Annotated in this window: 13 protein-coding genes; all 13 read right to left on the bottom strand. The window is 47.9% G+C overall.

All coding sequences use genetic code 11. The annotated features are described in order from the left end of the window. Positions 1-6 precede the first annotated feature (6 nt). The 13 genes from B9A14_RS06025 to cobT all read right to left on the bottom strand — a co-directional run bounded on the left by B9A14_RS06025 (position 7) and on the right by cobT (position 13,352). Complete coding sequence (locus tag B9A14_RS06025) at positions 7-1,110, bottom strand: pyridoxal-phosphate-dependent aminotransferase family protein (RefSeq protein WP_084664760.1); 1,104 nt, start codon at positions 1,108-1,110, stop codon at positions 7-9. Between the two features lie 69 nt (positions 1,111-1,179). Further along, positions 1,180-2,109 (bottom strand): ABC transporter permease, encoded by a 930-nt coding sequence (locus B9A14_RS06020; protein WP_084664758.1) that lies wholly within the window; start codon positions 2,107-2,109, stop codon positions 1,180-1,182. Then, a complete protein-coding gene (locus B9A14_RS06015; protein WP_197686569.1) occupies positions 2,102-3,622 on the bottom strand; it encodes a sugar ABC transporter ATP-binding protein in 1,521 nt (506 codons plus the stop codon). The genes B9A14_RS06020 and B9A14_RS06015 overlap by 8 nt, the downstream gene beginning before the upstream one ends. A gap of 93 nt (positions 3,623-3,715) precedes the next feature. Next, positions 3,716-4,738, bottom strand: coding sequence for a sugar ABC transporter substrate-binding protein (locus B9A14_RS06010; protein WP_084664756.1), 1,023 nt, complete (start codon positions 4,736-4,738; stop codon positions 3,716-3,718). Between the two features lie 205 nt (positions 4,739-4,943). Continuing rightward, positions 4,944-5,939, bottom strand: a complete 996-nt coding sequence (locus tag B9A14_RS06005) for a 2-dehydro-3-deoxygalactonokinase (protein ID WP_231968003.1) — start codon at positions 5,937-5,939, stop codon at positions 4,944-4,946. 23 nt (positions 5,940-5,962) lie between these two features. Further along, positions 5,963-6,604: a bifunctional 4-hydroxy-2-oxoglutarate aldolase/2-dehydro-3-deoxy-phosphogluconate aldolase gene (locus tag B9A14_RS06000; RefSeq protein WP_084664752.1), complete on the bottom strand. Its 642-nt coding sequence runs from the start codon at positions 6,602-6,604 to the stop codon at positions 5,963-5,965. An 86-nt stretch (positions 6,605-6,690) separates the two neighbouring features. Further along, the gene (locus B9A14_RS05995) at positions 6,691-7,503 is read right to left on the bottom strand and encodes an IclR family transcriptional regulator (protein ID WP_084664750.1); all 813 of its coding nucleotides are present in this window, start codon (positions 7,501-7,503) and stop codon (positions 6,691-6,693) included. A gap of 56 nt (positions 7,504-7,559) precedes the next feature. Continuing rightward, entirely contained in the window at positions 7,560-7,664 is a 105-nt protein-coding gene (locus tag B9A14_RS18225) for a UPF0236 family transposase-like protein (RefSeq protein ID WP_157109790.1), read from the bottom strand. A 161-nt stretch (positions 7,665-7,825) separates the two neighbouring features. Then, entirely contained in the window at positions 7,826-8,581 is a 756-nt protein-coding gene (locus B9A14_RS05990) for an AIR synthase related protein (protein WP_084664748.1), read from the bottom strand. Further along, positions 8,544-9,104 (bottom strand): ECF transporter S component, encoded by a 561-nt coding sequence (locus B9A14_RS05985; protein WP_084664746.1) that lies wholly within the window; start codon positions 9,102-9,104, stop codon positions 8,544-8,546. Before B9A14_RS05985 ends, B9A14_RS05990 begins: the two co-directional genes overlap by 38 nt. Before the next feature lie 40 nt (positions 9,105-9,144). Then, positions 9,145-10,680 carry a B12-binding domain-containing radical SAM protein gene (locus tag B9A14_RS05980; RefSeq protein ID WP_231967948.1) on the bottom strand — a complete coding sequence of 512 codons (1,536 nt, stop codon included), beginning with the start codon at positions 10,678-10,680 and terminating at the stop codon, positions 9,145-9,147. After that, complete coding sequence (locus tag B9A14_RS05975; RefSeq protein ID WP_084664742.1) at positions 10,677-12,269, bottom strand: DUF2284 domain-containing protein; 1,593 nt, start codon at positions 12,267-12,269, stop codon at positions 10,677-10,679. The genes B9A14_RS05980 and B9A14_RS05975 overlap by 4 nt, the downstream gene beginning before the upstream one ends. Positions 12,270-12,272: 3 nt before the next feature. Further along, positions 12,273-13,352: a nicotinate-nucleotide--dimethylbenzimidazole phosphoribosyltransferase gene (gene cobT / locus B9A14_RS05970; RefSeq protein ID WP_084664740.1), complete on the bottom strand. Its 1,080-nt coding sequence runs from the start codon at positions 13,350-13,352 to the stop codon at positions 12,273-12,275. Positions 13,353-13,366 lie beyond the last annotated feature (14 nt).

The following is a 13,366-nucleotide window of genomic DNA, read 5'->3' as shown; positions in this document are numbered from 1 at the left end:
CCTCACCTATAGCTGCTGCAGGCAATCCTTCAACGCTGCCAGGAAGTAGTCTGCAACCTCTGGCACCGCTAAGGGCCCCATATGTCCTACGCGAAAGGTTTTTTCTTTATAAGGTCCCAGCCCGCCTGTAATATAGATATCATACCTCTTCCTAAGGAGCGTCACCAGTTTCTCCGCTTCGATCCCTTGCGGGCACTTGCTCACCGTAACCAGGGGGAGTGGCTCTCCACGCGCAAACAATTCCAAACCAAGAGAAGCAAGCCCATCTCTTATATACCGAGAAATCTCGTGATGCCTACGAAAGCGATTTTCCAGGCCTTCACGATACATCTGGTCTAGGCTAACCTGTAAAGCCCTTACGTTGTTTACCGCCATTGTAATCCCGTAAGGTTGAAAATCTCCTTGGCTTTCTTCAAAATGCCGCCACACTTCCACGTTCAAGTACCAACCGACAGGCCGCTTTTTACGCTTCTTCAGGTTATCCCACACCTTCTGCCGGACAGCTAATATTACCAGCCCCGCCGGCGCTGAAAGACCTTTCTGAGAGGCCGCTACACACAGGTCAACCCCCCACTCATCCATCAGGAATTCAGTACCCCCTACTGAACAAATAGCGTCCACAAAGAGGAGTACTTCCCGCTCGCAAGCGATTTTGCCTATTTCTTTTATTGGGTTTAACACCCCCGTAGAGGTTTCCCCATGCACTACAGCCAATGCTTTTATCATTGGATCCCTATCGAGGGCATCCCTTACCGCCTCCGGGTCTACTGGCTCACCCCATTCGCTCCTAAGTTCTACAACTTCTATACCGTAATTGCGAGCTATCCACACTATCCTTTCACCAAAAAAACCGTTGTTTACTACTAGGAGCCGATCACCCTCAGCCGCGATAGCGTTTATTCCTGCTTCAATCCCAGCATGTCCTGAGCCTACAGTAATATATATTTTGCCCTCAGTAGTACCAAAGAGCGGCTTTAAAGACTCTCGAACCCGGTTGAACTCTTCTACCCATTCGCGTCCATAATGGGGTACAGGCTGCCAGCTCATGGCCTCGCAAACTTCCCGTTCGAGAGCGCAGGGTCCAGGAATCATCAAAAGCGGCTTTTCCATTGCGTGTTGCCTCCTGAAACTGATACCCGAGCTACTACTATAAAGACCTTCCAACAAACTTTCGAAGAACTAGTCTTTGGGTTTGCCGGTTGCTGTAAGACCAACAGCGGCGAGGATAATCAATCCTTTCAATATATCCTGAAAGAAGTATTGCACTCCAAGTAAGTTTAGCCCGTTCACTAAAACACCCATAATCAGAGCTCCTATAAAAGTACCCGAAATGTGGGGTTCCCCTTCCTTAAACATAGTCATCCCAAGAAACACTGCTGCCAAGCCGTCCAGTAGGAACCCCTCACCAGCGGTGGGCTGTCCAGACCCTAACCTTGATGTGACTATAACGGCGGTAAGAGCTGCTGCTAAACCCCCTATTATGAATGAAAATATTCTAATCCATCTAACATTGATACCGGACAATCGCGCAGCAGTTTTATTTCCACCGACTGCGTAAATCTGCCTACCTGTTACAGTGTGATTCATAAACACATACAATATCACAAGGACTGCTAGCATTATTAGTACCGGATACCCGATTATTCCGATCTTGCCCTGCCCGATAATCTTAAACTCTGGCGGTATCCCCATGAAGATGGGTTCCCCTCTTGTATAGTAATAGTTAAGTCCCCGAGCTATTGACATAGTCGAAAGAGTTGCGATGAAATCTGCTATACCAAATACAGCTACTAGTATCCCATTTACGCAACCAAAGGCTGCCCCCATTGCCAGGCTTATTAAAATCGCTAATGGAATAGGTACACCTTTCACCAACATCCCTGCCAACGCAACACCAATCAGGCCACATACAGAACCGAAAGACATATCGAAGCCGCCAGCAGCCATTACCACTGTGGTACCTAAAGCGATGATTGTTAACATACTTCCTTGCAGCAAAACCATCACTAGGTTATCAACGGTTAGGAAGACAGGGGAGAGAAAGGAAAATATAACACATAGTACAAGAAACCCTATAAGCGTACCGTATTTCCGCAGAACACTAGGCATATTCCGCACTATTCTCCTTTCTCATAGCGTACGCCAAAATCGTACTCGCAGTCGCTTCCTCGCGACTGAGACACTTGACAATCTTACCCCTTACCATAACTAAAATGCGGTCACAAAGACTCAAGAGTTCTTGTATATCCGAGGATATGAGGAGGATCCCCGCACCTTCGCGCGCTAGATTATCGATAAGCTGGTGAACTTCAGCTTTTGCTCCAACGTCTATGCCTTGAGTAGGTTCATCAAAGATTACCACTTTCGGTTTCGCACCAGCTAGCCACTTAGCCAACACTACCTTCTGTTGATTGCCACCACTGAGATATTTCACTATCCTGCTAGCTTCCGGCGGCCTTATGGAAAGGGTTCGGATCAGGCCTTGCACTCTTTCTTTTTCTTTTGCATGGCTTATAAAACCATAGCGGGCGAAGTTCTTTAAGAAAGCCAAGCTCGCATTCTCTTTTACTGTCATATTTAAGACTAATCCCTGGTTACGCCTATCCTCCGGTACGAAGGCCAATCCGGCTCTAATTGCTTTCCTTATATTGGGGGGAAAAATCTGTTCCTCTCCTACAAAAATTCGACCACTCGTCAGCTTGTCTACGCCAAAAAGCAGTCGCGCAACCTCCGTTCGGCCCGAACCTACCACTCCTGCTAGCCCTACTACTTCTCCTTTACGCAGTTCGAAACTCACATCTCTTACACCTGTGTCCGAGCAAAGCCCTTCTGCCCGAAGTACCACCTCATCCTGAACGTAACTTTGTCGTCGTCTCTCCTTACTCAATTCTTTTCCGAGCATTAGACTTATGATCTGTTGTGGGGAGACTTGATTTATTTCGTGCACGCCTACTCTTTTACCGTCTCTCAGGACAGTTACTCTATCGGCAAGTTCAAATATTTCTTCTAGCCGGTGAGACACGTAAATGATAGATGTTCCCCGCTCTTTTAAAGACCTGATAACTCTAAAGAGATTCTCTACTTCGCTACGGCTCAGACAGGCCGTAGGCTCGTCAAATACCACTATTTTGGCTCCAAAAGAAACCGCGCGCCCAATCTGGAGAAGCTGTTGCTGAGCTACACTCAGGCGGCCCGCAGGGTAACGTACAAGATCCTGGAGGCCAACCACCGTTAACAACTCTGCAGCCTTCCGGTAGAGTTCACTCCAATTAACCATACCCCACTTGTTCTTGGGCAGGGAACGCCCCATAAACAGGTTCTCCGCCACACACATATAAGGCACCAAATTTAGCTCTTGGTGCACTATACTTATTCCTGCTGCAGCAGCTTCCTGCGGGGAACTATAGGTTACTTTCTTGCCCTCGACAAGGATCTCGCCGCTCGTTGGCAGGTAGACCCCGCCCAAGATCTTTATTAACGTAGACTTACCAGCGCCGTTCTCTCCCACCAGGGCGTGGATCTCACCCCGCGCTACGGAAAAATCTACGTTGTCCAGGGCTTTGACTCCGGGAAACTGCATAGAAATATTCTTCATCTCAAGGACATAGCTATTGCCTTCCAAAGTACCGCCCCCACAGAGTAAGGGTTAGCGGGTGCCACCCGTAAGGTGGCACCCTACTTTGTAAGAATTGATTCCTACGGTCAGAGAGCATTGTTACTTGGTAGCTGGTGGAACATTCTCCTGGGTAATAAGTGGGCTATCAATAAACATCATCTTAACAGGCGGTTTCTCACCTTTAGCCATCCTAAATGCCCATTCAACAGCCTTTTCGGCCATACCCTTTAGGTCATGAGCTGCAGTTGCAGCAAATACACCCTTATTGCGCATGTTTTCATAGGCTAAGGGATCTCCATCTATCCCAACTACGAATATCTCTTTACGCCCAGCAGCCTCGATAGCTTGAGCGGCTCCTATGCCTGCACCGTCAAAGGCGGCAAACACGGCTTGAATGTCTCCCGGTTTCGGGTATTTTTGTAATACCGTTTCCATCCACTTCCGACAATCCTCAAGGAAGCCAGGCCAAGCATAGGCATGACGCTCAACAATCTGGATTTCAGGATATTCTTTAAGGACTGCTCGAAGCGCCTCAGCCCTAGCTCTGGTAGGCAAAATAAGATCCCCATAAATTTCTACGATCTTACCCTTCCCCCCTAGCCGCGCAGCCATGTAAGCAGCAACCTTGGCTCCCATAGCCCAGTCGTTGGAATCTATCTCAAGATCAACAAGCGGATGGAAGCCAGCAGCCACACTAATCCACGGGATGTTTTTCTCTTTAGCCTTCTTAAGAGCAGGCTCCAGGAAGGTGGGATCACCTAACAGAACGATTAACGCGTCTACATTCTGCTGTATGAGAGTCTCGATATCGCTTAGCATCTTCTCGCGCTGACCCAGGCTATCAAGAGCAACAGGTGTCCCGCCCTTTTCTTTTACCAGCCGCTGGGTCTCCTGAAATATCCCTGCGTTAAAGAAGTTCCCTTGGCCATTTACTACGATACCTACTTTTATATTTTTATCATCCTTTGCTACTGTGCCCTGGCCTTTCCCAGCTTCAGTAGTAGCTGGCTGCCCTGTAGCCGGCTGTTGGTTTACCTTTTGAGAGGATTGTTGAGCCGAACAGGCAGCTAAACTAATGGCCACGACTATTATTAGCACACTAATAAGCCATTTGCGCCACATTTACCCTATACCTCCTTTAGGTATTAGTTGGTATTGAACTTCTGAGCCGCCGATGCTAAGTTTTTCTTAACCCTTCTCTACGCAGTAAACTTGACTCTCCCCTCCTTTTTTGTTTCTCATTAACATAATAAATCTTGTTTTTCTAAGACTTCTTTTTTCACCTCCTTGGATATTTATGTTTATTTATTTATACTACGGTGACTCTTTAGCAAAATATATTGAGATGTTCCAATCCTATTATACGAGCCCCGATAGCAGTTGACATTTCTACAGTTTCATCATCTAGTACGGAAAGGTCAGCTTTAGAACCCATTTCTTCCTCCAACAGATAGTAAATAGCCCTACGCAACGGTGACGGTCCCCCTATAACGATTTTTTCACCCCAGCAAAGCCGACAGGCTTTACTATTTTTCATAGCAATGATATCCTGGCCCAATACTACGCCTAGCAGGAAGTTGGCCCTTTTATCACCATCAAAGGGTATAAACTGGCTCATGATCCGGGTAAAAAAGCAACCGCGCGTAAGACCTACCTTCCGGGACATAGCTGCCCCGTTAAGAAGCATCTCCCTGTCCAGTTCAGAAACAAGGGTAGAAGGTACTGAATCAGCCAGGATTGTATTAGTAGCTAACGTCCCAAAGATCTCTCCTCCCATAGTAGTCAAGCAGCAAGTAATCTGGTTATGTTCATTAACCCTTACAACTTTTGTATGTGAGCCTGGTAAAATTAAGGTAATAGGTCCCCTAATTTTCTTCAATTCTAAGATACCGATTGTTTCCGTTTCTTCACCCCGCATTATATCCATTGCTTCTAATTCATCCACGTCTTGTCTGAGCGGACAACTATTTTTTACTCCCGGAATAAAAAGTATAGGCACGTTTATTACTTCCGGCATCTCTACCAATCTACTGTTTGCAGCAAGCTCCTTCACTCCAGCAGGTGTACTGATATGCGGTATTTCCATTATACCTACGTTAGAGGTAAGCATCCCGGAAGCCACAACTAGTTGCAAATCCTTTTCCGTAAGCCCTGCTGACGCCAGGGCCATGTGCACACCCTCTCTGAGACCTTCCACCAGCTCCTTATTGCAACCTGCAATTGCTGTATTCCTTACTCCTACAGGAACATGGGCTTTACCAATTATCTTTTCATCCTTAAGTACCCGGATCCTAGTGTTAGTTGTTCCACCATCTATCGCCATCAGCAACAATGTGTATCATCCTTCTAACTTACTAGTTCCTTGAACCGTTTTGCTATGTTCTTGAGCTGCATCCAGTCACCTGCATTTACCAGTTGTCGCGGAGTAAGGGACGAACCTACGCCTAACACCTTGGCCCCGGCCTCGAGGAACGCTCGCCCATTCTCAAGAGTTACACCTCCAACGGCGGCCAGCGGAACATTTCCTAAAGGCCCCTGCAATTCGCGGAAATAAGAGGGGCCTAGGCTACCTGCTGGAAAAACCTTGACTATATCCGCTCCCAAAGAATAAGCCTGGTATATTTCAGTAGGAGAACAAGCTCCTAGAATTACGCCCAGTTGAAACCTCTTGCATGCTTGTATTATCTCAGGCAGCATTACTGGGGTTACAATAAATTTTGCACCACTAGCAGCAGCTTCTTCTACTTCCTGAATACGAGTTACTGTGCCCGCACCGAGAAGCATCTCTTCGCCATATCTTTTTATCAGTTCGCCAAGTAAGTTAATAGCGCCCTCGGTATTTAGTGTAATCTCAGCCACCCGTATCCCGGCTTCCAATAAACTGTCAATGACTTTAAATAACCTGTCCCCTTCTATTTTTCTTAAAATGGCTACCAATTTTTCCTGTAAAATAGTATCTATAACACTCTCAACCTTTGTCGCCTCCATACTTTAATAATCCCCTTTCTATTACGGCCTCAACATTGTTGCATAAATTGCAACAATGTTGTTCATCTTGGTTAAAATTATCATAGCTATTTCCGCGCCCCCAACAATTCACTTACCGTCTTGGCTGCCTGTATGACCTTGTCCGCATATTCTTCTATACTCTTGTCTCCTAAGGTTATAACCACCGCAGCAAGACTTATACTCCCTATAACTTCCTGAGTGTAATCAAAAATAGGAGCGGCTACACACCGTATTCCCATTTCATGCTCTTCCATATCCAGGGCATATCCTCTTACCCGTATTTCCTTTATTTCTTGCCACAACTTTATGGGATCCACGATAGTGTTAGGGGTAAATCTAATCAGCTTGGTATTCCTTAGAAATTGATCTATTTCATGATCCTTCATAAATGCCAAAATAGCTTTCCCAATACCTGTACAGTAAAGGGGAGCTCTCCGGCCTATCATGGAATACATTTGGATAGGATTAGTACCTGTAATTTTGTCTATATACACAACTTCATTTAGATCCCGCAAACCTAGATGGACCGTATGACCGGTTTCTTTTTGTAAACTCTCCAACACAGGCCTAGCACAGGAACGGATGTCCATTTCATCTAAAAGCTTACTCCCTAAAGAAAACAACTTCATAGTAAGGTGATAACGCTTAGTCAAAGTTGCCTGTCTAACGTAACCCGCTTCGATTAACGTTTCCATCAACCTAAATACAGTACTACGGTTAACTCCTAACTCTTTAGCGATTTCAGAGGCAGTTGCCCCGTTCTTCGAGGAAGCCAGACGCTCAAGGATATATACGGCCCGTTGAACAGATTGGATACCCTCTCCCACTTCACTCCACCCAAAGATGTTGTTGCATAATATCCAACTACGTTGCTTCATTGTAATAGTTCGACATATCGTTTGAAATTCCTGCTAAGGTTACAAAAAATTTTTGTTCAAATTAGCTTCAAGTGGTCTAAATAGATGTGAGCCTTGAGGAAGTATTCCTTGCCTTGTTTTATCCATTTGGCTCCATCCCCGTTTATCAAAAAAGTTGACACTTTACTTTTTCTTTGTCATAGCGGCTGCGAAAAACTATACTCCCTTGCTCTCAGAATCTCTCCCCTTCCATTACTCCTCCCCCGCAATTCTTCCCTTTTAATCTTACCCGGTCAGATCCCGGGGCTTCCTTCTCCCATCCTTCAGTGGTGTTGGTGAGAGGCTAGCCTTTAGAATGGGGAATCAAATTACCTAGCAGAAGGAAGGGCTTTTTAGCCTTCTCTCCCAAGAGTTTTAGGCTAGCCTCCTCCCCGGCCACCAATAGGCAGGTGGCGGGACCGGCCGATTTGTATAGATCCACTTCATCTGGGATTTCGTACCACACAAGCTCTAGGTCGTTGAGCCGAGCCAATGTTTCAGCTTCGGCTTTTATGCCCCGCGAGCCGACCGGTACTATTTCCCTTACTTGGCTACTGGAAAGTAAAAGCATTACTGTTGGTAGATCCGCTATTTCCGGGTCGTTAAGGGAAACCTCGGCTCCTACTTTGGGCAGCCCAAAGAGGCCAAGGGAATCTCCCGCACTCAGGCGACCCACTCGTAATTGTTCTTTAGAAGCTATCCCGATGACAGTTACTCCCACTCCTGACTGGGAAGTGGGCATATTCTTCTCTGTGCTACCAGTAAGTAAAGCCTCTGGATCCACCCCTAAAAATCGCAGCTCATCGGCTATCCCGCGCTGTATGTCAGCTCCCGTGGGGAAGGGTTCCACACACAAGGTGTTCACAACGCAGATCGGCCATGCCCCAGCAGCTAGGACTTCCATCAGGGCTACGCGGCTAGTGAAGCGGCCCACTACGTAGCCGGGTACTTTTACCACATCCCCTTCTTTAGGACCTATTGCCCCGCAGGAATCGCAGGCTATCACTAGGAGTCTGCCATCGTTAAGCTCTATCAGTGTGAGATCCCGATACTTCCTCATGCCCCTTCACCCTTCGGCGCCGCGCCAGCACCCAACTGTTGGGGAATACGGGCCGTAGGCCAGCAAAAACGAATATAGCTACGAGGATGTTGAGGGTAGAAGCTACTAAAAGGGGAACTAGAACGGCAATAAAAAAGCCCTTCCCGAATCCCGGTAGGGGGATGAACAAGGCGGGCAAAAGGACACTGTTCAAGAATATGGCCGTTACCGCACCGACAGGAACGGAATAGGAAGCGAGGAAAGCAAAAAGGGCTGTGATGACAGCCATGCCAGCCGCAATGAACAGGTGGAGAGGTAGTGTTAGGGGGAATCCGGCCGTCAGCGCGGTGAAGAGATGCCCTAAAAAGGCTATGAGGGCTCCATCACGGGGACCGAGTACTAGGGCACCGAGAAAGCCAGGGAAGGAATCTAGAGCCGGAGTCCCGATAAAGCTGGGCACCTTTAGGTAGGCGCCTACCGCCGAGAGGGCTACGAACATAGCTATATAGGCTATTCTCCGGGCAGTCCAAGAAGTGTACAGCATTGGTGGAAGTACCTCCTTCCTTTACTCATAGTTTTTAATTTCACACTTCCACAGGCCTGTATAAAAGCCGTGTTATTTTTTCTATTTCCTTCTGTTTTTTCTCCGCTAAGGTATCTAATTCCTCCTGGCCTATTCCAGGCCCCTTCTCCAAGGTACTTAAAGCCCCCTCAAATACATTTACCAGCAAATGGTTTAGTTTAGCATATTTCCCTTGAGCATCCGGGGGTTCCTTTACCTTTCCGCTCCAGATGCCCTCCATACGCAGGAAAAGAAAATTAGTCAGGCGCTGCATAAGCTTAGCTAAAGCTGCCACCCGAGGATCGACGAAAAGGGCCTTGCCTTCGTAGGAGGAAGAAGGGGAGATTTTCAGGCGTCCTTCCCGGTAGAGTTTATGATAGGCCGGAGTCCCCTTTAAAATAATCTGATAATGATAAAGAACATTGGCCGTTATAGCCAGGTCTTTTAGCAGCCCGTTTCTCTTAAGGAAGTTAAAATTATCCCGGACATCTTCCAGAGTAGCATCTGGCTCAAACATTATAAACCCCAAATTAGGCTCTAACCCATATTTTCTTAAGATACTTAAAGCCCTCTCATTCTGTTCCACTGTGGTCATCTTATTCATCCGCTTTAAAGATCTCTCGCTCCCGCTTTCAAGGCCAAGAAAAATTTGATAGAGCCCCGCCTCCACCAGCTCCCCGATCACCTCATCATAAATATCGTTTACCCGGGCCTCGATTCCAAAACGGATGCCCCGGCCTTTTAGTAAGGAAGCCAACCGCCTGGCCCTCTCCTGGCCCCTCTTACCCGGGCCAAAAAAGTTGGCATCCACAAAGTAAAAGTCCCGGAAGTCTCGTGCGGAGACTATAGTATCTATTTCCGCCACGATATTCTCCGGGCTCCGCCCGCGCCAGCGGGAATTAGGACCATAAAAGGGATTAATATAGCAGAAGGTACATCTCCCATAGCACCCCCGGCTCCCTTGGATATTTACTTGCGGAAGCCTAAACATGGCCTCAGTGCGCAAAGGGAAAGGAAGTAAGTCCAGATCATCCAGAGGATCCCTCCAGAGGAACCTTACACTGTCTCCTTCCCGTACCGCCAGGCCGGGAAGATCTCGTGGGAAAATTCCACAGGATAGGGCTTCGGCTAGCTCCCCAAAGGTTAACTCCGGCTCCCCCAGAATTACCGAATCGATAGCCCAAGAAGTGCTTAAGATCTCTTCCAAGGCCAGAGTAGGATAAAACCCGTAAGCTGTTATGTAGGGTGCCGGCCCCTCCTTTTTTACCTTCTCCAAAAAGTCAAACAACTCCTGTTCCTTTCTCCATTGGTACACCATGTGTACCCCAAGGATATCGGGCCTTAGAACCTCTAGCCTTTCTTCTATCTGGTCGTAGGAAAGCCCCTCTAAATATCCCTCTACAATTTCCACTTCATACCCCTTGGCCTTCAGGACAGCAGCAATATAACCTGTCAAGAGGCAGGAAGAGAGGGGCGTATTGGCCACATCATTTAGCCTCTCCCGGCTGATACTGCGCGGGTGCTCCAAAAGCATTATCTTCATTTTTACATCACTCACTTAAGGAGGATCAAGCCAAAATGCTTTATAAATCTATTTTCCTCGCTTAAAGTCTTAAGGCTTAAACCCGCCCTTCTTACGGTTTCAAAAACATCGATCCCGGCCCCCTCCATGGAAGGGCGAGCTTTTTGGGCATTAGGGCATATCCTGGTCCTACCTACCGCATTATACCTAATATTTCCCTCTTTATCGACGGGACAAGGTTGGCATAAAGAGCAGGGGCCGGCCCAAAAGGCGAAGGCCTTGTAGAAGCCTGCTCGCATAGCTTCCCCTTCAGCCTCAAGGACTTTAAGCTGAAAATCCCTCGTAGGGGGCTCTCCTTCTAGTAGCAAGGCCTGGGTATAGTCTTTAAGAATCTCCCTTGTCTCTTTGGGGGAAGGGCTGTAGGGCGGGCAGTGGGGACTGCCGTAATGATCGCACCCGAACCGGCACCTCCAAGCCACCCACTCGGATACTTTAACGGCTTCCACAGGGATAAAGCGCGCTTCTCTAAACCCCAACTTTTTTATCTTGGCCAAGAGACGAGCTTTAAGGTCCAGGGCCAGGTTCATAAGGGTATCTTCTTGGGGGGCAGCGAAAATAACGGCGGTGTCCGTACCTAAGGGAATCGTCTCCGTAGAAGAAAGCCCAAGGCTTAAAAGTTTTTGCCGTACCCACTCTGAGGAATAAACCTTCCCGTTATAGGTATTTATGAGCATATTAAGATCAAAAAGGACCGCCTTCTCTGGATAATGTTCCAGGAAAAAGTCATGGATAATAAGTAGGCCATCATCTTGTAAAGCAAAAGCTGCCTGAGCTAAGATGTGGGAGACTTCTTCTTCCCCGTAGGTGTGAATAAGGTTGGACAAGATAATTACGTTAAATTTATGTTCCTTTAAAGGCCAAGCTTCCAAAACATTAGCCGGCAGATACTTTACCCTATCTTCTAGATTCCTGCCTCGCATGAATTCCTTAGTATGCTCCAGCACATGGGGAAGGTCAAGGAGAGTAGCTGTAAGGGAAGGGAAACGCCTTAAAAAGCCGGCTGCCATGGCCCCGGAACCGGCCCCCACATCCAAAAGCTCTCCCTTTAGAGGGATCTCCTCCACCATAGGGAGCAATTCCTGTACTTTAATTTTTGCCACGTTATCCATGGCGCGAAGAAACTTATGGATCCGGGAGGATAAACACCGGGGATCCTCCTCGGCGGGAGGGAAGCTTACCCTCCCGCCGGCTTTAAGGCAGGCCTTAAGATCACCCCAGTGAGAAGCCAGGAACCGGCGCCACAGGATAGAATCGCCCAGGTAAGATTCCTTCCCCTTCACCAAGTACTTCTGGGCCATAGCGGTATTGCAAAATAAATCTCTATAACGGCTGACTAGCCCTAAGGTACAGAGGGCTTCCAGGAAACGCTTTAACGCCGGAGAACTAACTTTAAGCACCTGTGCTATTTCCTCAAGACTTTTGCCCTCCGGTTCCAGGAGGGTGAAGAGATCCCATTCTACTGCGCTAAAAAGAACTTCAGAAAACCAATAGGCACAGGTCAGATCTTCAAGGTATTGGGGGCTCGTATCCTGAGGATCGTACTTAAGATAAGGTAAGGGCCTCATTCACTATTCTACCCTCCCCCGACTCCTGGATACCCCTGCTTCCTCAAAGGTAAGCATCTTACCTATCACCTGGGCAGCAGCTTCTATAATATTCATGGCCAGGGCAGCACCGGTACCTTCTCCCAATCTTAAGTCCAGGTCGAGGAGGGGCTTAAGGCCTAATCTTTGCAGCATAAACTTATGCCCCGGCTCCTTAGAAAGATGCCCAGCGAACATGTAATCCACGCAAGAAGGGGCTAACTCTCGGGCAAGGAGAGCCCCAGCGGAAGATATGAACCCGTCTATGACCACCGGTACCCGGTAGTAAGCCGCCCCTAAAATGAGTCCCGCTATCCCACCAATTTCAAATCCGCCTACTTTGGCCAAAACATCTATAGGATCCCGCGGATCGGGCTTGTTCACTTTAAGGGCTCTCTCAATAACCCGAACCTTGTTTTGCCAGGCCTCTTCACTTATCCCTGTCCCTCTTCCCGTCACTTCGGCTACAGGCAACCCCGAAAGGGCAGCTAAAATAGCGCTACTAGGGGTCGTATTACCTATACCCATGTCTCCGGTGCCCAAGAGCTCAACACCCTTTTTAATTAAAGTACTAGCAATTTCTATGCCCGCCTCTATAGACGAGATGGCCTGTTCACGAGTCATGGCCGGCTCCCTGGCTATATTTCTAGTTCCATAACCTATCTTGTAAGAAAGGATTTTCCCTGCTTTAACCAAATCACTAAGATCAGCGGCCACGCCCATGTCTACCACGATGACTTGGGCTCCTACCACTTCCGCCAGAACATTGATGGCCGCCCCACCGGCCACGAAATTGGCCACCATCTGGGGGGTCACCTCCTGGGGGAAGTTACTTACCCCTTCCTCTACTACTCCGTGGTCTCCGGCCATGGTAACGACCGCTTTATGGCGGACGGAAGGCTTTAAAGTCTCTTTGATGGCGGCCAGGCGTTCAGCGAGGAGCAAAAGTTCTCCCAGGCTCCCCTGAGGAATAGCCAAATTCTTTAAATGCTCCCGGGCCTTCTTTTGCCATTCTTCCTTTACGGGCTTAATACCCTGGACAGTCACTTCTAACGTAAGTCCCATCGCCTAACCTCCCC

Source organism: Thermanaeromonas toyohensis ToBE, assembly GCF_900176005.1.
GTDB classification, from domain to species: domain Bacteria; phylum Bacillota; class DSM-521; order Neomoorellales; family Neomoorellaceae; genus Thermanaeromonas; species Thermanaeromonas toyohensis.
The sequence above is the reverse complement of the archived record's forward strand: the minus strand, read 5'-3'. Positions and strand labels throughout refer to the sequence as shown.

Bases quoted from the DNA above. Each gene is read 5' to 3' on its own strand.
- B9A14_RS06025 (WP_084664760.1), bottom strand. From the start codon at position 1,110: ATGGAAAAGCCGCTTTTGATGATTCCTGGACCCTGCGCTCTCGAACGG.
- B9A14_RS06020 (WP_084664758.1), bottom strand. From the start codon at position 2,109: ATGCCTAGTGTTCTGCGGAAATACGGTACGCTTATAGGGTTTCTTGTA.
- B9A14_RS06010 (WP_084664756.1), bottom strand. From the start codon at position 4,738: ATGTGGCGCAAATGGCTTATTAGTGTGCTAATAATAGTCGTGGCCATT.
- B9A14_RS06005 (WP_231968003.1), bottom strand. From the start codon at position 5,939: ATGGCGATAGATGGTGGAACAACTAACACTAGGATCCGGGTACTTAAG.
- B9A14_RS06000 (WP_084664752.1), bottom strand. From the start codon at position 6,604: ATGGAGGCGACAAAGGTTGAGAGTGTTATAGATACTATTTTACAGGAA.
- B9A14_RS05995 (WP_084664750.1), bottom strand. From the start codon at position 7,503: ATGAAGCAACGTAGTTGGATATTATGCAACAACATCTTTGGGTGGAGT.
- B9A14_RS05990 (WP_084664748.1), bottom strand. From the start codon at position 8,581: ATGAGGAAGTATCGGGATCTCACACTGATAGAGCTTAACGATGGCAGA.
- B9A14_RS05985 (WP_084664746.1), bottom strand. From the start codon at position 9,104: ATGCTGTACACTTCTTGGACTGCCCGGAGAATAGCCTATATAGCTATG.
- B9A14_RS05975 (WP_084664742.1), bottom strand. From the start codon at position 12,269: ATGAGGCCCTTACCTTATCTTAAGTACGATCCTCAGGATACGAGCCCC.
- cobT (WP_084664740.1), bottom strand. From the start codon at position 13,352: ATGGGACTTACGTTAGAAGTGACTGTCCAGGGTATTAAGCCCGTAAAG.